The sequence below is a fragment of the Pseudomonas sp. PDM24 genome, from assembly GCF_019218905.1.
Taxonomy (GTDB): domain Bacteria; phylum Pseudomonadota; class Gammaproteobacteria; order Pseudomonadales; family Pseudomonadaceae; genus Aquipseudomonas.
Genome location: NZ_JAHUWR010000010.1, coordinates 142,935 through 162,368 on the forward strand (window position 1 = coordinate 142,935; position 19,434 = coordinate 162,368).

Genomic DNA, 19,434 nt, shown 5'->3' on the forward strand with positions numbered 1-19,434 from the left:
TTGGCATCAGGGCTGGCGTGGCTCTTGCTAAAGCTTGTGGGCAGCCCCCCTTTGTTGAGCAAGAGCATCGCCACCGTGAACCTGCGCCGTTTGAAGTATTTCGTGAAACTCGTCGATATCGGCAGCATGACTCAGGCCGCCGATGTGCTGCATGTCGCCCAACCGGCACTCAGTCAGCAACTGGCCACGCTGGAAGCCGAACTGCAGCAACAATTGCTGATCCGCACCAAACGCGGCGTCACCCCGACCGAGGCGGGGAAGGTGCTCTACGGCCACGCGCAAATCATTCTGCGCCAGTGTGAACAAGCTCAGAGTGACATCAATGCCACGGGGCAGGCGTTGTCCGGGCAAGTGTCGGTCGGCCTGGCGCCAGGCACTGCCGCATCGACGCTGTCCCTGCCGCTATTGCGCAGGGTGCGCGAGCGTCATCCGGGCATTCTGCTGTACCTCAATGAAAACTTCGGCACCACCTTGAGCGAGTTGATCATGAATGGCCGGATGGACATGGCCGTGCTCTATGGCGGGCGTGAAGTCCATGGCTTGAGCTTCGTCTCGCTGCTGCGCGAGCACCTCTATTTGGTGAGTGCCGATCCTGCTGTCAGCGCTCTCGAAGAGATCCCGCTGGCCGACCTGGCGGACATGGACATGCTCCTGCCGCGTCCCTACAACGTCATGCGTCGACTTGTGGATGAAGCCTTCCTGCGCATCGGCCTGAGTGCGCGGGTGGTGGCGGAAATCGAATCGTCGATCACCCTGACCGCTGCGGTCGCCGAGCACTTCGGTTCGACGATCCTGCCCGAGTCCTCGGCGCGGGTGATGGTCGCCGCCACCTCGATGCACATGTGTCGCATTGTCGAGCCCGCGGTCGAGGCGCCACTGGCGCTGTGTTTGTCCGGTCATCTACCGCTGTCGGTGCCGGCCCAAGCGGTCAAGGCGATCCTGCTGGAACTGGTCGCCGAGATGCGCGGCAGCCTGAACTGAGTGGTCATAAGGACGGCTTATCACCCCAAAGCCAAAGCGTCTTGGTCGTCGTTCGGTGGGCTCGCTACATTGACCCCATCCACTTAAGACAGCTCGACAGGCAGGGGCCCACGCATGGATTCAGAACGCATCAAGGGGTTGATCGATTTGCTCGCCGAATCCGATCTGCTCGAACTGAGTCTGACCGAAGGTGACAGTACGGTTCGTCTTTTCAAGCAGGCCGGAAAGGTTTTGACCGCAGAGCCGTTGACCGGGCAATCGCCGGTATCGACTCCGCTGCCATCCACGGCAGATACCCCGACGGTGCAGGCCATCGAGGTCAAGGCCAGTCTGTACGGCGTGCTGCATCTGACGCCCGCCGCGGGGGAAGCGCCGTTTGTCACGGTCGGTCAGCAGGTCGAAGCCGGGCAGACCCTGGCGGTCATCGAGGCAATGAAAATGTTCCACCCGGTCAAGGCCAAAGCCGCCGGACGGATCGCCGCGATTCTAGCCCAGAGTGGCGCCGAAGTCGAAGCCGGTCAGTCGTTGTTCCGTCTCGACTGATCCCAAGCCCATCCTCTTTCAGGTGAATTCAATGTTCGACAAAGTGCTGATCGCCAACCGTGGCGAAATCGCCCTGCGCATTCAGCGTGCCTGCCGTGGCCTGGGGATACAGACCGTGGTGGTGCACTCCGAGGCTGATCGCCACGCCCAGTACGTGCAAAACGCCGATCAGGCCCTGTGCATCGGGCCGGCGTGTCCCGGTCAGAGCTATCTGAACCAGGCTGCGCTGCTGTTCGCAGCCAAGGTCAGCGGCGCTCAGGCGATCCATCCGGGTTATGGCTTCCTGTCGGAGAACGCCGGATTTTCCGAACGCATCGAAGCCGCCAGGCTGACCTTTATCGGGCCGAGCGCCGAATGCATTCGCACCATGGGCGACAAGGTCGCTGCCAAACGGGCGATGCGCGAAGCCGGCGTACCGTGCGTGCCGGGTCCGGATTCGGTGATGCCGACGGACGATGCAAGCATCCTCGCCATTGCCCGTGAAATCGGTTATCCGGTGATCGTCAAGGCGGCTGGTGGCGGCGGTGGTCGCGGCATGCGGGTGGTGAAAGAAGAGGGAGAACTGCTCGATGCCATTGCGCTGACCCGTGAAGAAGCACGGCTGGCTTTTGGTAATCCGGAGCTCTACATCGAGAAGTTTCTCGGTCATCCGCGGCATGTGGAAATCCAGGTGTTGTGCGATGCCCATGGCCATGCGATCTGGCTGGGTTGCCGCGATTGCTCCTTGCAACGTAGGCATCAAAAGGTGCTTGAAGAAGCACCGGCGCCTGGTATCGACCCGGAACTGATTGCCAAGGTCGGCGAACGTTGTGCCGCCGCTTGCCGGCAGATCGGCTATCGCGGCGTCGGCACCTTCGAGTTTCTTTACGAAGACGGTGAGTTCTTCTTCATCGAGATGAACACCCGGCTGCAAGTCGAACACCCGGTGACGGAGATGACCACCGGCATCGATATCGTCCAGCAGCAACTGCGCATGGCCCGAGGCGAAGTGCTTGAGCTGCGTCAGCAAGACGTGCAACTCAACGGTCATTCACTGGAATGCCGGATCAACGCCGAAGACCCGATCACCTTCATGCCGACCCCGGGGCTGATTCAGCGCTGGGAAGTCCCGGGTGGCTTTGGTGTGCGGGTCGACTCTCATGTCACCACCGGCTATCGGGTGCCGCCGTATTACGACTCGATGGTGGCCAAGGTCATCACCCATGGCGCCACTCGTGATGAGGCGATGGCGCGGATGCGCCTGGCCCTGAGTGAGCTGGTCGTGGAAGGCATCTCGACCAATATCCCGCTGCACCGCGACATTCTCGACGACCCGGCGTTCTGTAGTGGTGGCGTAGACATTCATCACCTGGAGCGCTGGTTGCAACAACGGAGTCCGACATGAGTACTGCTACTGTATCGCTGCGTCCGCACATCAGCCTGCTGGGGTCCACGGCTTTGCTGTTCGAAGCCCCCGGCGAGCTGGATCTGGCGCCGCAACAACGCATTTGGAGCCTGGCTTTGCAGGCCGGGCAATGGGCCGACATACACGAAGCGGTCCCCGGCATGAACAACTTGATGCTGACCTTCATCAAGCCGCCGCATGACCTCAACGGATTGTGCGAGCGATTGCTTGAGGCCTGGGAGCAAAGCCAACCGCTGCCACTCGAAGGGCGCATCGTCGAGTTGCCGGTGGTGTACGGCGGCGAATTCGGTCCGCACATGAGTGATGTGGTGGCGCACACCGGACTGGATATCGACACCATTGCCAACCTGCATTGCGAGCCGCTGTACCCGGTGTATGCGTTGGGCAGCCATCCCGGCTATTGCTATCTCGGTGGCATGGACGCGCGTCTGGCCACGCCACGGCGCCAGGTGCCGGTGATCAGTATTGCCGCCGGCTCCGTGTCGATCGGCGGGGTGCAGACCGGTGTCTCCGCATCGGCCGGTCCCAGCGGCTGGAACACTATCGGCAGGACCGAAATGTCGTTTTTCGACCCGACCCAAAACCCTCCGGCCATGCTGCGGCCCGGCGATATGTTGCGCTTGCGCATCGAGAGGATCATTCGATGATCGAGATTTTATCGGCCACCGCCCTGGCCACCGTGCAGGACTTCGGCCGCTTCGGCAGCCTCGGTTACGGCGTCGGGACTTCCGGCGCGATGGACCATTTGGCGCTGGCGTTGGGCAATCTGCTGCTGGGTAATCCCAAGGGGGCGGCGGCCATCGAAATTCCGCTGTTTCCATTCGAGGTGCGGTTTGTTCAGGACTGCGCCTTCGCGGTGACTGGTGCGGCTTGCGAAGCCACCCTCGACGGTCAGCCATTGTTGCCATTCTGGGTAGCGCAGGCTCGGGAAGGCCAGGTGCTGAGCCTCGGCTATCCAACCTCCGGCAGTCGCGCTTATCTGTGTCTGGCCGGCGGTGTCGACGTGCCGCAGGTGCTCGGCTCGCGCAGCACGCAATTACGCGGTGAGTTCGGCGGCTTGCAGGGGCGGGCGTTGCAGCAGGGTGACCAGGTCTCGGCGTTGCGTCCCGGCATGAGCGCGCAGCCCACGGATTTTGGGGTCGTGTCACCCAGTCAGGCCTTGCCATTGCAACGCGATGGATTGCCCGCGATGCGGGTACTCCCGGCGGCCGAATACGAGTGTTTTCTGGATGAATCCCGGGCGGCATTCTGGTCCGGCGAGTGGAAGCTCACGACCCAGAGCAACCGTTACGGCTACCGGCTCGAAGGCGCGCCGATCTTGCCCAAGGCGCCGATGGAAGTTCGCTCCCACGGCATCGTCCCCGGTGTGATCCAGGTGCCCCACGGTGGCCAGCCGATCATCCAGATGCGCGACGCGCAACCGAGTGGCGGCTATCCGAAATTCGGCACGGTGATCGAGGCCGATCTCTGGCGCCTGGGCCAGGCGCCGATCGGCAGCAAGGTGCGCTTTATCGAGTGCAGTTACGCCGAAGCTGTCGCAGCCCTGGAAGACAATTCGCGCTATCTCGCGGAGGTCGGCCGCTTGGTTGACCTTCACGGGCTGGCCTCGCGTTAAGGACATTCAAACATGACAAATCAGGAAATCCGCCAGTTGGCGGTGTGGCTCAAGGAGACTCACCTGGCTGGCGCGGAAATTCGTCGTCCGGGGCTGCATCTGGTGCTCAAACGTAGCGTCGACGAAGTCGCGGAACCGGTTCAAATCGCCACGCCAGAGACATTAAAGGCACCGGAGGAGCAGCTGTTAAAGACTCCAGGCCTGGGCCGGTTGCTGCTTAAGCACCCGCAACAGAGCGAGGTGCTGGTATCGCTCGGCAGTCGGGTGGAGCCAGGGCAACTGGTCGCGCTGCTGCAAGTCGGTGATCTGCTGTTGCCGGTCCGCAGCCACAAGGCCGGACGGCTGGCGGCGGTGCTGACGGTGTGTGGCACGACCATCGGTTATGGCGAGGCGTTCATGCGCCTGGACGCGGCTTGAGCCGGCGAGGAAAGCAGCAATGAAAATCGATTTGAACGCTGATCTGGGCGAGGGCTTCGGGCCTTGGCGCATGGGTGAAGATGAAGCGTTGATGAGCCTGATCTCATCGGCCAACGTAGCGTGTGGTTTCCATGCTGGCGACCCGCAGATCATGGACAACACCGTGCGTTTGGCCAAGGCCGGCGGCATTGACCTGGGCGCCCATGTGGGCTTCCCCGACTTGATGGGTTTCGGTCGGCGGCAGATGAACATCGAGCTCAAGGAACTCGCGACTTATGTGGTCTATCAGCTCGGCGCGCTGGCGGGGATGGCGGCGGTCAATGGTCACCGCATGACCCACATGAGCTTTCACGGCGCGCTGGGCAACTTGGTCGCGGCCGACGCTGCACTGGCTGAGCCCTTGGTGTGTGCGGTGGCGGCGTTTGATCCGACGCTGATTATCAGCTCATCGAGCAGTCGTGCGATTGAAAACGCCGCTGACAAATGTGGCTTGCGGGTCGCCACCACGTTTCTGGCCGACCGCGCCTACGACGACGACTGCCTGCTGGTGCCGCGCAAGGTGCCGGGCTCGGTGATCAAGGAAGCGGCGGCCGTGTTGCAACGGGTTCGACAGTTGTTGGAGGAGGGCACCGTGACCAGCCTGAATGGCAAGCACATCAAGGTGCCGGCGCATTCGATCCTGTTGCACGGCGACACGCCTGGCGCGGTTGAACTGGCCCGCACCATCCGTCGAGAAATCGAGCTGGCGGGCGGTTCTATCACACCGATTTCGCAGCTGTTGGCGTAACGGTTGCACGGTCATAAGCAGGGCTTATTGCCACACAGTCATTCCGTCTTGGTCCAAGGCTTCAGGGCTGGATAGAGTCGAAGTCATCGCGATCACTCGAGTGATCCGCACACGTAATATGAGGACAGATCCATGCCATTTTCAGATTACAAAACCGCGCTGGTGACCGGCGCCTCTTCCGGGATTGGCGCCGCCGTCGTCGAGCGTCTGTGTCTGGAAGGCGTGCAGGTGCATGCACTGGCCCGCAGCGCCGACAAGCTGCAAGAACTGGCCGCTAAAACCGGCTGTATTGCTCACGCCATCGATGTCACTGATCTGGCCGGGCTGACGCGTCTGTTCGAAACCCAGCCGTTCGACATTCTGGTGAACAACGCCGGTGTCGACAAGCCGGGCTCGATTCTCAAGGCCGACGCCGAAGGCATCGACTTGCTGATCGACGTCAATTTGCGTGCGGTATTGCACCTGGCGCGTCTGGCGCTGCCGGGGATGGTCGAGCGCGATTGCGGCCACATCATCAACATCAGTTCGATTGCCGCGGCGTACAACTTCGGCGGCAACTCGACTTATCACGCGACCAAAGCGGCGGTGAGCATGCTGTCGCGACAGTTGCGCATCGATGCCTTCGGCAAGCGGGTGCGGGTCACCGAGATTTGTCCGGGGCGAGTGGCCACCGACATCTTCGCCCACGTCCACGGTGACTCCGAAGAAACCTACAAGCGCTTTGTCGAAGGGTTCGAACTGCCTCAGGCCAAGGACATCGCCGACGCCATCGCGTTTGCCATTGCCGCGCCGATTGCGGTCAATGTCGGGCACATGGAAATCACCCCGACCCTGCAAGTGCCCGGCGGCCTTTCCACCGCCCGTCCGCAGGATTATCAGGGCTGAGTTCCCCCGCACGAGACGCTACAGAAGAACGGATCGATCCGTCATCGCGGTACCCACGCCAAGCTTGTGCCTGGCGCCTTATCCCTGCCCTTATCCCAATGCCGATGGGGATTGACCATGAAGCATGACTTCGATTTGGCCGCGGTTCTGCAAGGCGAATATGCCGAGCTGATCGTCAAGGGCATCGAAATAACTCTGCAGCTGGCGCTGTTCGCCTGGCTGCTGGCAATGGCCCTGGCGCTGTTGCTGGTGACCGTACGCCTGACCGGCAACAAGTATGCCGATCGACTGGTGGCCGGTTACGTGTCTTACCACCGCAACGTGCCGACACTGGTGCAATTGATGCTCTGGTATTTCGGTGTGCCGACCTTGCTCAGCGAGTCCACGCAACTGTGGCTGGCGAACTACAGCACTGAATACCTGTTCTCGGTGATTGCCCTGGGACTGTGTCAGGCGGCGTATTTTTGTGAAGATATCCGCAGTGGCCTGCGCGCCATTCCGGCCGGGCAGACCGAAGCCTCCAGGGCGCTCGGGTTGGGTTATGTGCGCTCGATGCGTTACGTGATCCTGCCGCAAGGCGTGCGCAATTGCCTGCCGTCCTTGATCAACCACACCGTGCTGTTGTTCAAGAACACCAGCCTGGCCATGGCCATCGGCGTGGTCGAGCTGACCTACGCCACCCGCGAGGTCGAGAACTACACCTTCCGCACGTTCGAGTCTTACCTGGTCGCCACGGTGTTCTACCTGGTCTTTTCATTGCTGTTGATGGGGCTCGGCGCGCTGTTGGCGCGACGCTTCAACAAAGCGCTGGCGAGGTAGACGACGATGATCGATGTCTTTTCGATTGTGCAACAGAACTGGACCTTGTTCCTGATCGGCCAGTACCCGCACGGCCCTTTGGGCGGGTTGGCGAGTACGTTGATTCTCGCGGCCCTGGCGCTGTTGCTGGCATTCCCTTTCGGTTTGCTGCTGGCGTTGGCGCGGGTTTCGCCGTGGACCGGACTGCGCTGGGCCGCCACGGTCTGGGTGTATGTGCTGCGGGGCATCCCGCTGCTGATGGTGATCTTCTGGACCTACTTCCTGGTGCCGTTGCTGATCGGCCATAACATCACCGGGTTCGTGACGATGCTTTGTACGCTGGTGATCTACCAGAGCGCCTACCTGTGCGAAATCATTCGCGGCGGTATTCAGGCGCTGCCGGCGGGGCAGTACGAAGCGTCCCGGGCGTTGGGCCTTGGTTACCTGCGCACGACGATCTGGGTGATCTTGCCGCAAGCGTTGTACAACGCGCTGCCCAGCCTGATCAGCCAGTTCATTTCGATCATCAAGGAAACCTCCCTGGGTTATGTGATCAACGTCCAGGAAGTGACCTTCGCCGCCAACCAGGTCAATAACCAACTGCTGACCAAGCCGTTCCAGGTGTTTTTTATCCTGGCGATCATCTACTACCTGCTCTGTTTCGGTCTGACCCATCTGGCCGCCTGGGTGGAACGCCGTATCGCTCGCAAACGTTTGGGCAACGCCGGCCAAGCCGTGGCTGCCGACCCCTTGCTGGCCATTGATAATTGAAGAGGGTTGCGTCCATGCATCCAATGATCATGTTTTCGAACATCAACAAATGGTACGGCGAGTACCACGCACTGACTGACATCACCGCCGAAGTGAAACCCGGTGAAGTGGTGGTGTTGTGCGGCCCGTCCGGTTCCGGAAAATCGACACTGATCCGCACGGTCAATCGCCTGGAAGACATCCAGAAAGGCCAGATCCTATTCGACGGCCAGGATGTTCACGGCACTGACGCTCACATCAATCGACTGCGCAGCCGGGTGGGTTTCGTGTTCCAGAGCTTCAATCTTTTTCCGCACCTGTCGGTGCTGGAAAACATCACCCTGGCGCCCAGCAAAATCCGCAACCTGAAAGGCTCGGCCGCCAAGCAGCAGGCCATGCAATTGCTGGATCGGGTTGGCCTGGGCCACAAGGCCGGGGCCTATCCGGCGCAGTTGTCCGGCGGTCAGCAGCAGCGGGTGGCGATTGCCCGGGCGCTGGCGATGGAGCCGCCAGTGATGTTGTTCGATGAACCCACCAGTGCCCTTGACCCGGAAATGGTCGGTGAAGTGCTGAACGTCATGAAGAGTTTGGCCAAGGATGGAATGACCATGATGTGCGTGACCCACGAGATGAATTTCGCCCGTGAAGTCGCTGACACCATCTGGTTTATGGACGCGGGTCAGATTCTGGAAAAGAGCACGCCCGAGAATTTCTTCAGCCAGCCGACGCATCCACGCGCACAACGTTTTATTGCCGATCTGCGCGCCCATTGAACCGCAGTGATTTTGCTCCTTCTGCCATCCGACTTTCCAATCCCAGGAGTTTTTCCATGCGTATGAAGCATCTGTTTGTCACGCTGGCGTTAGGTCCTCTGGCTGTTGCGGTCGCGCAGGCCGATCAATTGAGCGACATCATGGCCAAGAAGTCGTTGAGCTGTGGGGTGTACGCCGACGTGCCGCCATTTTCCGCCCCGGACCCGAAAACCCGTGAGCTGGTGGGTATGGACGTCGACCTGTGCAAGGCCCTGGCCAAGACCATGGGCGTTGCATTGGAGCTCAAACCGCTGTCTGTCGAAGCACGGATTCCTGAAGTGAAAATGGGCCGAGTCGATGTGATCTTCGCCAATCTGGCCTACACCAAAACCCGGGCTGAACAGATCCAGTTCAGCGATCCGTACTACATCGCCAAGGAAACCCTGGTGGTGCGCGCGGCCCACGCCGATCAGCCGAAAAGCTACTTCAAGGACAAGCGCATCAGCTCCACCAAAGGCTCGACCTCCGAGCAGTCGATCCGCATTGCCGGGGCCACACCGGTGACGTTCCAGGACACCGGCTCGGCCTACATGGCCTTGCAGCAGAATAAGGTCGTGGGCCTGGTGACCAACACCATGACCGCGTTGAAACTGGTCAATCAGGCCAAGGCCAGCGGTGTCGAATTGGCGCTCGCCAAGGAGCCGATGGCGCTCGAGCCGATTGGCGCGGGCATGCGCAGGGATGAGCCGGCGTTTCTCGCCAAGGTCAACGAGTCATTGGCGACGATGGAAAAAGCCGGGGAGATCGACGCGATCTGGGATCGCTGGATTGGCCCGAACACTGAATACAAAATGGTCCGCGAGGACAAAGTGCAGAGCCTCAGCAGCTTGAAGTTCGATCCTTTACCTTGAACCGATACACCGTCATTGCCGGGCAATGATGGAAAAAGCCCGGCGAGTATTCCAGCGTCGGGCTTTTTTTCGTGCGTTATCAGTAAGCATTAGGTGTCTGCTGTTTGCACTATTTTCGGCTCGGGCACTACCGATGGAGGTTGGTATTCTTTGATGGATAAGCCGAAAGCGCCAAGGGCATATCACTCGTACCTGAGGTAGATTGGGATCCATGAATGTCTCGCTATGGCCCTCTCGGGGAGTAGTTGCCGTCTTCCTCATATAAAAACCGCTGGATAAAGGTTAGGCGATAATCATGCATTCATCTTGAGCGTCCTCTGGGCTGGTAGGTACTCTTCGAAGTAGCTTTGTCGATATCTAGAAAGTCTACGAATGAAACTCTTGACTAGGCCGTGTTTTTTAGTGAGTGCCCGCTTCTGGCCGAAAGTAAACGGTCCTAGTTTTATACAGCTGACGTCTAGTTCGGATAAGCCCATGGAATGGACGCTGTTGAATGACATCAGTCGACCGGTATCTTGGCTTGAAACATATTCACCAGAGCGAACAATTCGGCGGAGTGCTCTTACTGTTTCGGCTCGTTCAAAAAAGCTGCGTCGGTTACGAGTAGAGAGTTTGCAGGTTTTTTTAAAGTATGAGAAAAAGTTAAGTGAGCTACCCAAGTGTGTCCGCAATGGACGTCTAAACACTGACAATATAGGGCAATCACATCTGTTGATTCTTGCTTACTATTTCGAATCCCCCCTTTGGTCCCGCACTTACATTTGACTCGCATTTCATCCTCTTTGTGATAGATATAGGTTAGGCAGTTGTTGGTGGTAGTGTAACTACATAAAACTGAACGCGCATCAGCTGGATGTACACTCGCATCCTTCAAGTGCTTATTCATGTATCTCCATAATGGCGACACGCATTTTCAATTTGGGCCAGCAGTCAAGAACATCTTGCCGTTTACGGGCAGGTATGGTGAAAGTCGCCATGCCTGACGGTCAGTTGTGACGGGAAATCATCACAACTGACGTTGTATTTAACGGGTTGAAAAACTACCGCCTACAGACTGCAGTACACGTCCCATGTCCTCGCCTACCAGCGCCATGAATGACGCCATCATCTGCGGTGTCAGCGAGTTTGGGCGCTGTACCTCCTCGAGCAGGATTGTCACCATTTGGATGGAGTCCTGCGCCCGGCGCAGCTTGTCGAATTCGTCTTCGGAAAGGCTGTAGGGCTTCTTCATTGGACGCCGCCTTTCGCGTTCAGCGTGCGGACTAGAGCCATGTGATGGTTATAGCGCTTGAGGCGGACAGCCAGCGAGGAGTCAGCATGCAGTGCAGATAGGGCCATACGGCGGTGTGCCAAGGCGCGGATTTTGGACGGAATGAGGGCGGTCACGATGAGGCTCCTTTTGCTCGATGGAGCTGCCACGTTCGTTACCAAGCGAATGGGTGGCAGCTGTGCATAGGTTGGTAAACCGGGGCAAAAGGAACCCGGCAGACCCGAAGGTCTCCCACGCACAGCCGCCATGGCACGGAATCGCGGACATAAAAAAAGCGCCTGCAATCGTGATAGGGGCGCTGTTGCGCCTTTTGCTGATCGGGTTACCAAGCCCGGTCGCTGAATTTGCAGCGACAGCGGGAGGATAGGGACGGCCAGGTGATCACGTCAACAAAAAATCCTCGCCAGAATAAAAAACTTCGGAAAAAGCACTTATCCCCCTCCCGCCGGCGGGCCTCGTATCCATTTTTTGTGCAAGGGCGGCGGTATAACAATTCTAGGCCTTGGCCAAGCCGGTTGCGGGGTATGTGAGGCACATTGCAATTTCACTGAGTGAAAGTTTTTGAAAAGAATTACAGCGATTTTGTGTAGCGTACTGGTTGGGCCAAATCGGAAGCCGACCTTTTGAGACCTCAGTTTGCAAGGGGGCGCCGTCTGAAAAGACGTGTTTTATCGAGTTTTTATTTCTCAATAGCTCGCCTCAGAAGTATTTTTGACGGCTTCCGAGGAGGGTATTGAATCGACTCAGAAGCCCGGCCCTGTTGACTTTCATAGTGTTTAGGCTATTTCAATCTTGCTCAATGACATTGGGCTGATGCTTTGGCCAAAAGAGGATCTTCAAGGTATATGCAGTAAAACGCAGCAGGTTATGAATTGCAGGAATCGAAGGGAGAAATCTGGCGTAGATAGAAAACAGGAAATGAGTTACTAAGCTTTATTTTCAGTAGAAGCGTTCAAAACCCAGATTGAAGTTGTTGAATGCTTTTTTGTAGGGTTTTGTCTGAGTGGGATCGACTATATGGTTATCTTTCCCACTATTAATAGGATAGTGCTTATTCAGCTTCCTGAGTTATTTTTTTAGCGGGTCTCTCGGCCTTAGCTAAAGCTTTTGCCTTTCTATCAATGAATGTCTGGCAGTGGTTATAATCATAAACTCTGTCTTGGCTCATTGCTAATAGAATTGCGTTAGCCTCCTGGATTTCTCTGTCAACATCAGTAATGTACTTCATGCCGTAGTGTGGTGGGCCGGCCGGTATAAAAGTTACAATGTCTTTCTTTCGATTAATTCTTCGCGTAATTGATGGCAGGTGAAGCTCCCATGCTTTACCCGTCGAAGTTAAATTGAAAGCGCTTGATACTTTTCCCACCGCGTCACAAACTCTAGCTTCTGGTAATTCACCTTCGCCAGCGTAAAGTGATATGTACTCTTCAGGTGGAGGGCCGGGCCTAAGAACAAGCCACTGATGAGATTGGCCAAGCCACTGTGAACGAATAAATCTATAGAGAAAATCAGGTACGAGTTGCAGCGTGGAGTGAGACATGTCCTTTTGCTCAGTCATAAGCGATTCTTAAAAGTTTTTGTATTTGTCGGGAGTCAATGCTGTCTATCACTACAGCTTCGCCGCTAAAAGATGGGAAGCTTTTCTTGAGTCCTGGGGTTGCATAGGAAAAAACTATATCTGAATCTTCACGGATCTGAATGTCTAAAATGTTTTTATTTTTGTGTAATATGATTCCAAATCTACCAGTCATTCGATCAATGTATGATTTCGCTTTAGTATCTGCAAAAAAAGGTATGTATCTTAGGAAATAAGTTAAGGATTCTAATGAGGGAGGTGCAAAAGGTAACTCTTCTTTTGTTGCCTCTTCAAAATAAGTATTAATTGTTTCGATAATTTCGTCAAAATACCAACTCCATTGTGCTTTTTGGAATTTTATTGGAGTTGAATCAACAAAGCACTTTAGCTCCAAGGTTAATGGTTTTGTATTTGTGTTGATTGAATTGCTGCATTTTTTTAAGTTGTCAAGCCTGTGGCAAGAAACATTCTCCATAAAGATTGCCCAGTCTTCATGGAATCTTTCTGGTGAAGTGTGCTTGGATGAAGTAAATTTGTATGCTTCATATTTATGAATGGTGTCTGAATATACAAACTCAGTTTTGGCAGGAGCCGAAAATTTTTTTTCTGGAATAATATGATCCACGAAAAAAAATGGTTGCTTGGTTTTATGCTTGCTCATCGACTTCCTCTTCTTGCTCTTCGTCGATTGTTTCAAGTAGTTCAACTAAGTGCCTGCTGAGACTTTTGGCGGCAAACTTTGTTAATGCAACGGAGCTGAATATATTCTCGTAACCATCTTCTATATCTGCGAAATCGAAAACGATAACTTCATTATGCAGCGTGCTAAGTGCAAACGAATTAGCGAACCCTGGAGGGTTTTGACGTTTGGCTGCAGCATTAATTCGAACAGTTTTGGATTTGCTTTTGGTGGACACTTTGGCATGCTCACTGATTAAATGTACCAATCCTAGCAGGATTTTATATGTATTACAAGTTGTAGCACGGTTGATATGCGTGGTGTGATGGTTGTTCAGCTAAAACGTCTATCTTTTCTGGTGTTTTTATAGGTTTAAGTTTTCATTATTTCTTCGTCGATGTGTGACCGCTTCTAATAGAAGCCAAAGTTCAATGGTTTCGTATAAATTGCTTTAAGTTGCGGATGGGTTCAATAGTCCTAAATTTGCTAGGCGCTTGTGAAGTTGGGGCGACAGGCTGCTATTCCGATCTCCGACTTTGGCAATTAGTAGTCATTTAAAATTCGGTTCACGAGCAAGCCCTGATTAATAAACCCTGCATTCTCTCCGATTCGCTCAAGTGCCACGCGAGCATTCTCCCCTACGGTCTCGTATCCCTGCCGCTCGACTAACAACACCAATTCCATCAACGCGGCTTCGAGGCCCAGCTGATTTTCATACATTTTTTCGAGGACGACGGTAAGAGAATATTCGCTGGTCATGAATTCGACTCCATTCGGAAATCAGGAAGCATAGCAGCACGCCTGAAGGCGCTAATTTCAGTTCGAGGCTGGGGAAAAGGTAATTTTGGTAAGTGAACGCGAAAAATTGGCTGCAGCCCTTATAGGTCGTGACTTTGACGTATTACCTTCGAAGGTAATATTTGGTAAGCCAAGAGGTGATGTTTTTCCAAGTGGCTGATTTTAAAGGACTTCATAGGCGAGTGAAATTACTACAATTAAAAGTAATTTCCTAACCTCTTCCTTATCCTATTATTACCTTTATTGAATTTCTATAACTACCTAAATTTATTGGTTATTTTCGAGATCAAAAAAGAAAATTACCAAAATTACCTTTTTCCCAAGGGGCAACCTGAAAACGGGGCAGCGCACAGACGGGGGAGATTTTCCGGTCTTCCATGCACACGGTGTGACAGCCATAAAACTCGCCTGAGCCGACGATAGACAGTGCCGGGATCGGAGCTGAGAGCCGACGTGAAGCTGCACAAGGTTCTGGCCATCAATAGCGCGCCGTTCGCCCTGGTGAAAGAAGACGTTCGGCTGGACGCTACCAGTCCCGGCCGGGCGACCTTCACCATCCAATCCGCGGTGCCAGTGAAAGGTCTGGTGACGCTGGACATTGGCTACAACGAGGGCACGTTACAACGGCACTTCATTGGCTACGTCGAGCGCTGCACCGCCGCCAACGCCGTCGAGCAGGTGCTGTTCTGCCGTGAGCTGGCCGCCGTCCTGGCCAATCCGCTGCCGTTGAATCTGCGCCACGTCGATCTGCGCGCCGTGCTGACCGAGATCAGCGAACAGACTGGCTTGCGTTTTCGCGTGCCCGATCGGCTCTACGCCAGCGTCAAGGCGCCGTTCTTCTATAGCCTGGCCGCTGGTTATCAGGCGATGGACAGTCTGGCCCGGGTGTTCAGCATTCCCGACTTCACCTGGCACCAGCTGGGCAACGGTGAAGTGTTCGTAGGCAGCTGGGCCGACAGTTTCTTCGGCGCCCGTGCGCCACTGCAGATCCCCACGGAGCTGTTCGACGGCTACCAGGGCAACCAAAGCGCGATGGTCGCAGCCCTTCCCGGGTTGCGACCAGGTGCAACGATTAACCACGGCGAGCGCATCACCAGTGTGGCCCTTGCCAATGACCAGATGGCCATCCGATGGAAGACGCAATCCGCCGCGCTGTAGAGCGCCAATTCCCCGAACTCACCGGTGGTTACCACCTGCCACGCTTTGCCCGGGTTGTTGCCGTGGCCGATGCCCCGGCCGGCGCCGGCATCTGCGACGACTTCCGGCCGCGCTATGCGGTGGACATCGAAGTCCTCGGCCCGGACGGTGAGCCCGATCCGCAGCTGCCGCAGCTCGCCGGCGTGCCGTTGCCGCTGCCCACCGGCGGCGAGGAAATGGGCCTGTACGCCTTTCCGGAGGAAGGCACCCAGGTGGTGGTGTGCTTTGCCTACGGACTGCCGAACAAGCCCTACATCCAGACGATCCTGCCTCACGGCCTGAGCATGCCCAAGGTGCAAAAGGGCGATCAGGTGTGGCAGCACAGCGAGGCGGCCCAGCAGCGTGTCGACGCCGACGGCAACTTGCTACGCCGGACCGATGGCAAGATCCAGGACAAGTCGATCGAGCGCGAGGTGGAAGCCCTGGAGAACCGAGAGCAGTTTCAAAGCCACGCGCAGACGGTTGACGATCATTCGACCGAGTCGGTTGGAGGGGTCAATACGATCGAAGCCCTGGGCGCACTCAAGCTGCTGTCGGGTGGATCGGCGAGTCTGGCGGCCGTGGATGACCTGCACCAGGCCACCGGCCGTGATCTGAACCTGGTGGTGGGGCAGAAACACAACGCCACGGTGGGAGGCGACATGCAGGAGAAAATTCAGGGGCTGCGCAGGAGCGTGGCCGGAATCAGCCAGCAGTTGCAGGCGCCGAAAAACTGGATCGGGTCCAGTAGTGTGAACCTGTTTCAGGTCGTGTGTGACATGCTCGATCTGCTGCAACAGATGAACACGCAACTGGCTGCGCACACCCTGTACCGGGGCCAATACCGAGTCCCACCGATGCTGCATCATTCAATAACACAGCCCAGCAGGCATTGTTATTTGGGCAGACGCTGAAAAGCATCACGCTGTAGTAACTGTGGTTTCTAAGTCAGGTGATGGCATTAACGTATAGTGCTGAAGCTCTTCTTTAGAACCTTGATATTTTTGCTTCGCACCTATAGAAAGCAATGTAAATTCTTTCTTCCCAATTTGCTCTTTGAGTTTATCTTCGAATTTCTTCGTGGAACCGCTGATTTTGCGAATGTCTTTCCCTAGAAATTTGGAGACAGGATAAGAGTCGCCGATATTGAATTCAGGAATTTTACTTAACAATAATTTCTCAAAAACCTCATAGTCTTCAATAATTCCGTCGAGATGACTGGTTTCAAGATCTAAAATGTAGACAGTAGTAATTAGATGTTCCACAATTATTAAGGCTGCCTCTAAATGCTTTTTCTGAGGCTTTTTTATGTCATGAGCTGCGTCATTTCCCATAAAGCGAATGGAGTGTAAACGATTGGAATCTTTTTTTGAAATAAGGCCTCTAGTGGCCAAATTTGTTATTCGAGTACTAAGTTGATTTCCGGGGATATTTTGATCATTGCAGATTGCCTCTATCGTTGTCCGAAACCCGATGCCGGCCAAAGTTAAAGATCCTTGGGAGTATGCGTTACAAGTTTCTAAGTATATGCTTCCAACTATATCTGGAAGGTATAGGCCTTGTATGTTTGCCACGCTTAGCTGTGGATAAGTTTCAATATCCGTAGGTACATCCCAATCATTATCACCAGTTGGCCATGCATTTTCATAGTCAGTGAAAATTCTTCTGAATGACAAAGTATCACAGCCGTTACACTTAACTATCTGATGTCTTTCTATATAGTGGTATTCGCTAGGATTACCTTCTTCCACATGTTCTGAATGCACTGTATGATTCGTTTTCAGTTTGCATCTGACACAAGTGTTCTTGAATATTTTATTTGACATTTGTCGATCCTTTTCTGGGTGGGCGTCTTTGATCAGCCATATGCTGGCTAATCATCTTTGTCGGTTTTATTATTCGAGCCATCACTTAAGGAGTCAAAATTCTGCAAAGATTTTAAACTTTGCAGGGCTTTGCCGATAGAGCTACTAGATATTGTGTGACCAAACTTGATATTGTCAATTGTGTTAAATCCTATAACGGATTTAATGCCGTTTCTGGATAGCTTTCCAGTTTGAGAATTATATTCACCCTTCGATGATACGCTTTGGGAGTGACGAATTTTATCTAAATCTGTTTTTAACTTATTAATGATGTCTGCTGATTTTTTATCTTGTTTCTTCAAAGTGTCAAGCTCATTCAGCTTATCGCTCATATCCGCAATTGCTTGATCACGTTCTTGAATTGCTAATTTACGTTCCTGAATCGCTATGCTTTTTTCCTCCTCGCCAACTTTCAAGAGCTTCACTAAATCTTTTACGAAAGAACCCATTTCGTCCGCGCTACCAGCCAGACCATTGAACAAATCTAAAAAAACGCTGATATGCTCGTTGTCCGAAAAATCGGGGTACCTTACCTTGTGATCGATCTCGCTCCAGCCCTCCTGAAATATTGTCCTTACTTGAACCTCAGCGAAGAGTGTCTTTTTTTCTGGGCGACTCTCTATTATGTAGTGTATTGATCTATAACCCGCGTCGTGTATGGCAGCTCTACATCCACGCTCCGTTATAGCTGCAGGAACTCCATCCCCTTCACGAATATACATTACTGCTTCTTCATTTAGATCCCATGCTTCACGTATCGAATTATCGATAGCAATACATTCATCTTTAAAAAGATGAAGGGCTCTTATGCCAATTAGGTCAGTAACCACATCCAAATAATTCTCGTGACTTATAGTAATCCACTTTTCCTTTGGGTTTTTATCAAGTTTTTTTCTTACGATTTTCTTGAGTAAATGTAGAGTATTCTTAATGCGCCAACGAACAGAGTGGACGCCAGGAAATGTCCTAATCCGAGAGGAAATTTGTTCCGCTGCGCTAGAGAGAGCCTGATTGTGTTTTTCGAAATCATTTGCTATTTGACTAAGAGTGTTCCAGTCAGCTTGCGAATTGTTCCACTCAAGTTTTGTTATTGCGGACTGTTCTAAAAAGTCTTCCAAATCCATGCTGAACATAAAACACTCCTAATTATTCGGTCTGTAAGTCGCTTGCTGCATTGCGGCAATATCTTGTGAAGGATGATCGCTCCCGCAACGCAACCTCGACTTCACCATTCTCGAATGGTAGCGAAATTCTGTCGACTGAGAAAAAAACATATCAAAAAGCACTTATCCCCCTCCCGCCGACGGGCTTTGCGTCCCTTTGTTGTGCAAAGACAGGTAGTGGTGCAAATCAAGGCCGCGCCCAAGCCCGCTGCGGGGTCTTTGAGGCATTTTGCAGTTTCACGGCGTGCAAGGTTTTGCAAAGAAGTGCAGCAGCTTTACGAAGCGCCCAAAGCAAGCCAGATCGGTGGCTGATCTCTAGAGGCCCCGGTTTGCAAGGAAACGTCATTTGAAAACAAGCGTCATAACGAGTTTTTGATTTCTCAATAGCTCGCACCAGGGGAGGTTTGGACGTGTTTCAGGAAGGGTATCAACTTGCCTTAAAGCCCCGGCGCAGCGGGCTTTCAGGCTGTTTAGCGCATTTCACAGGTGACCAGCGGTGATATGGCTAATTCGGACGACCGTAATCGACCCAAAGCTGCCGGTTGGGATGCCTTTTTTCGAAAAAAAGAACTGTGGTAAGAATCACATCCGGTATCAACATGAGCTTGTGCATATTTTAAAGTTCTTGGATGTACAATTGCCCTTGCTTTCACAATAGTAATCCTGATAGTCGAGTAGAAGTATCGGCCCAATTCCACAGTAAGAGAATATTAGCTGGATTTCTGAAAGTGTGAGACTTTTCATTAGCGGGGAGTAATCGGCATGCCCTAGTCCTCCATTATTAAATGTCGCGGCATCTATGAACTGATCAAAATCTTCAGTAGCTAATTTTGAAAGAGGATTCTCACCTAGTGAGCGGATATGTTTCAGGTCATCTTTGCATCTGGCGAACCATTTTTCATTGCTCGCTAAAAGCTCCAAATATTCTTGAGGGTTTTTCGCTGTCAAATTTATGTTGAATTCAGCAAAATCCATAATGCACCTCATAGGTACTTTGCAGTCATGTTGTTCATCTTGTAGCTTACAGCATTTCCTTAATTTCAGTAGGCATCGTTAGCCGGCT

The 19,434-nt window shown here is 53.9% G+C and carries 23 protein-coding genes and 1 pseudogene; 14 read left to right on the plus strand and 10 right to left on the minus strand.

What is annotated here, in order from left to right:
* Positions 1-75: 75 nt before the first annotated feature.
* From nac to KW837_RS26640, 12 genes are all read left to right on the plus strand, one after another.
* On the plus strand, positions 76-981 hold the full coding sequence (nac, locus tag KW837_RS26585; RefSeq protein WP_218399109.1) for a nitrogen assimilation transcriptional regulator NAC: 906 nt from the start codon (positions 76-78) through the stop codon (positions 979-981).
* A gap of 114 nt (positions 982-1,095) precedes the next feature.
* A complete protein-coding gene (locus KW837_RS26590; protein WP_218399110.1) occupies positions 1,096-1,524 on the plus strand; it encodes an acetyl-CoA carboxylase biotin carboxyl carrier protein subunit in 429 nt (142 codons plus the stop codon).
* Positions 1,525-1,555: 31 nt separating this feature from the next.
* Complete coding sequence (gene accC / locus KW837_RS26595) at positions 1,556-2,908, plus strand: acetyl-CoA carboxylase biotin carboxylase subunit (RefSeq protein ID WP_218399111.1); 1,353 nt, start codon at positions 1,556-1,558, stop codon at positions 2,906-2,908.
* Positions 2,905-3,576, plus strand: a complete 672-nt coding sequence (gene pxpB, locus KW837_RS26600; RefSeq protein ID WP_218399112.1) for a 5-oxoprolinase subunit PxpB — start codon at positions 2,905-2,907, stop codon at positions 3,574-3,576. Before accC ends, pxpB begins: the two co-directional genes overlap by 4 nt.
* A complete protein-coding gene (locus KW837_RS26605; protein WP_218399113.1) occupies positions 3,573-4,544 on the plus strand; it encodes a biotin-dependent carboxyltransferase family protein in 972 nt (323 codons plus the stop codon). Before pxpB ends, KW837_RS26605 begins: the two co-directional genes overlap by 4 nt.
* Before the next feature lie 12 nt (positions 4,545-4,556).
* Positions 4,557-4,961 (plus strand): biotin/lipoyl-containing protein, encoded by a 405-nt coding sequence (locus KW837_RS26610; RefSeq protein WP_218399114.1) that lies wholly within the window; start codon positions 4,557-4,559, stop codon positions 4,959-4,961.
* A 19-nt stretch (positions 4,962-4,980) separates the two neighbouring features.
* Complete coding sequence (locus KW837_RS26615) at positions 4,981-5,748, plus strand: LamB/YcsF family protein (RefSeq protein ID WP_218399115.1); 768 nt, start codon at positions 4,981-4,983, stop codon at positions 5,746-5,748.
* A 132-nt stretch (positions 5,749-5,880) separates the two neighbouring features.
* Entirely contained in the window at positions 5,881-6,633 is a 753-nt protein-coding gene (locus tag KW837_RS26620) for an SDR family oxidoreductase (protein WP_218399116.1), read from the plus strand.
* A gap of 117 nt (positions 6,634-6,750) precedes the next feature.
* Positions 6,751-7,452, plus strand: coding sequence for an amino acid ABC transporter permease (locus KW837_RS26625; RefSeq protein WP_007935475.1), 702 nt, complete (start codon positions 6,751-6,753; stop codon positions 7,450-7,452).
* Between the two features lie 6 nt (positions 7,453-7,458).
* Positions 7,459-8,202: an amino acid ABC transporter permease gene (locus tag KW837_RS26630; protein WP_218399117.1), complete on the plus strand. Its 744-nt coding sequence runs from the start codon at positions 7,459-7,461 to the stop codon at positions 8,200-8,202.
* Between the two features lie 23 nt (positions 8,203-8,225).
* Positions 8,226-8,954 carry an amino acid ABC transporter ATP-binding protein gene (locus KW837_RS26635; RefSeq protein WP_218399172.1) on the plus strand — a complete coding sequence of 243 codons (729 nt, stop codon included), beginning with the start codon at positions 8,226-8,228 and terminating at the stop codon, positions 8,952-8,954.
* A gap of 56 nt (positions 8,955-9,010) precedes the next feature.
* Positions 9,011-9,844 carry an ABC transporter substrate-binding protein gene (locus KW837_RS26640; protein ID WP_204124423.1) on the plus strand — a complete coding sequence of 278 codons (834 nt, stop codon included), beginning with the start codon at positions 9,011-9,013 and terminating at the stop codon, positions 9,842-9,844.
* Between the two features lie 562 nt (positions 9,845-10,406).
* On the opposite strand, the gene KW837_RS29185 is transcribed toward KW837_RS26640, so the two are convergent.
* From KW837_RS29185 to KW837_RS26675, 7 genes are all read right to left on the minus strand, one after another.
* On the minus strand, positions 10,407-10,730 hold the full coding sequence (locus KW837_RS29185) for an ogr/Delta-like zinc finger family protein (protein WP_371317173.1): 324 nt from the start codon (positions 10,728-10,730) through the stop codon (positions 10,407-10,409).
* Between the two features lie 138 nt (positions 10,731-10,868).
* Positions 10,869-11,075 carry a hypothetical protein gene (locus KW837_RS26650; protein ID WP_218399118.1) on the minus strand — a complete coding sequence of 69 codons (207 nt, stop codon included), beginning with the start codon at positions 11,073-11,075 and terminating at the stop codon, positions 10,869-10,871.
* Positions 11,072-11,230: a hypothetical protein gene (locus KW837_RS26655; RefSeq protein WP_218399119.1), complete on the minus strand. Its 159-nt coding sequence runs from the start codon at positions 11,228-11,230 to the stop codon at positions 11,072-11,074. Before KW837_RS26655 ends, KW837_RS26650 begins: the two co-directional genes overlap by 4 nt.
* A gap of 935 nt (positions 11,231-12,165) precedes the next feature.
* The gene (locus KW837_RS26660) at positions 12,166-12,672 is read right to left on the minus strand and encodes a hypothetical protein (RefSeq protein WP_218399120.1); all 507 of its coding nucleotides are present in this window, start codon (positions 12,670-12,672) and stop codon (positions 12,166-12,168) included.
* Positions 12,665-13,351 (minus strand): hypothetical protein, encoded by a 687-nt coding sequence (locus tag KW837_RS26665; RefSeq protein WP_218399121.1) that lies wholly within the window; start codon positions 13,349-13,351, stop codon positions 12,665-12,667. Before KW837_RS26665 ends, KW837_RS26660 begins: the two co-directional genes overlap by 8 nt.
* Complete coding sequence (locus KW837_RS26670; protein WP_218399122.1) at positions 13,338-13,607, minus strand: hypothetical protein; 270 nt, start codon at positions 13,605-13,607, stop codon at positions 13,338-13,340. Before KW837_RS26670 ends, KW837_RS26665 begins: the two co-directional genes overlap by 14 nt.
* Before the next feature lie 305 nt (positions 13,608-13,912).
* Positions 13,913-14,128 (minus strand): hypothetical protein, encoded by a 216-nt coding sequence (locus tag KW837_RS26675; RefSeq protein ID WP_218399123.1) that lies wholly within the window; start codon positions 14,126-14,128, stop codon positions 13,913-13,915.
* Positions 14,129-14,620: 492 nt separating this feature from the next.
* Here KW837_RS26675 and KW837_RS26680 point away from each other — a divergent pair, with 492 nt between their 5' ends.
* Together KW837_RS26680 and KW837_RS26685 are read left to right on the plus strand one after the other, a co-directional pair.
* The gene (locus tag KW837_RS26680; RefSeq protein WP_218399124.1) at positions 14,621-15,325 is read left to right on the plus strand and encodes a hypothetical protein; all 705 of its coding nucleotides are present in this window, start codon (positions 14,621-14,623) and stop codon (positions 15,323-15,325) included.
* Positions 15,298-16,274, plus strand: a pseudogene (locus KW837_RS26685) (hypothetical protein). The gene KW837_RS26680 and the pseudogene KW837_RS26685 overlap by 28 nt, the downstream one beginning before the upstream one ends.
* Here KW837_RS26685 and KW837_RS26690 read toward each other — a convergent pair.
* The 3 genes from KW837_RS26690 to KW837_RS26700 all read right to left on the minus strand — a co-directional run bounded on the left by KW837_RS26690 (position 16,264) and on the right by KW837_RS26700 (position 19,346).
* The gene (locus tag KW837_RS26690; protein ID WP_218399125.1) at positions 16,264-17,169 is read right to left on the minus strand and encodes a DUF4145 domain-containing protein; all 906 of its coding nucleotides are present in this window, start codon (positions 17,167-17,169) and stop codon (positions 16,264-16,266) included. The pseudogene KW837_RS26685 and the gene KW837_RS26690 sit on opposite strands and share 11 nt — an antisense overlap.
* Before the next feature lie 47 nt (positions 17,170-17,216).
* The gene (locus KW837_RS26695) at positions 17,217-18,341 is read right to left on the minus strand and encodes a hypothetical protein (RefSeq protein ID WP_218399126.1); all 1,125 of its coding nucleotides are present in this window, start codon (positions 18,339-18,341) and stop codon (positions 17,217-17,219) included.
* 624 nt (positions 18,342-18,965) lie between these two features.
* Positions 18,966-19,346, minus strand: coding sequence for a hypothetical protein (locus KW837_RS26700; protein WP_218399127.1), 381 nt, complete (start codon positions 19,344-19,346; stop codon positions 18,966-18,968).
* Between the last annotated feature and the right edge of the window lie 88 nt (positions 19,347-19,434).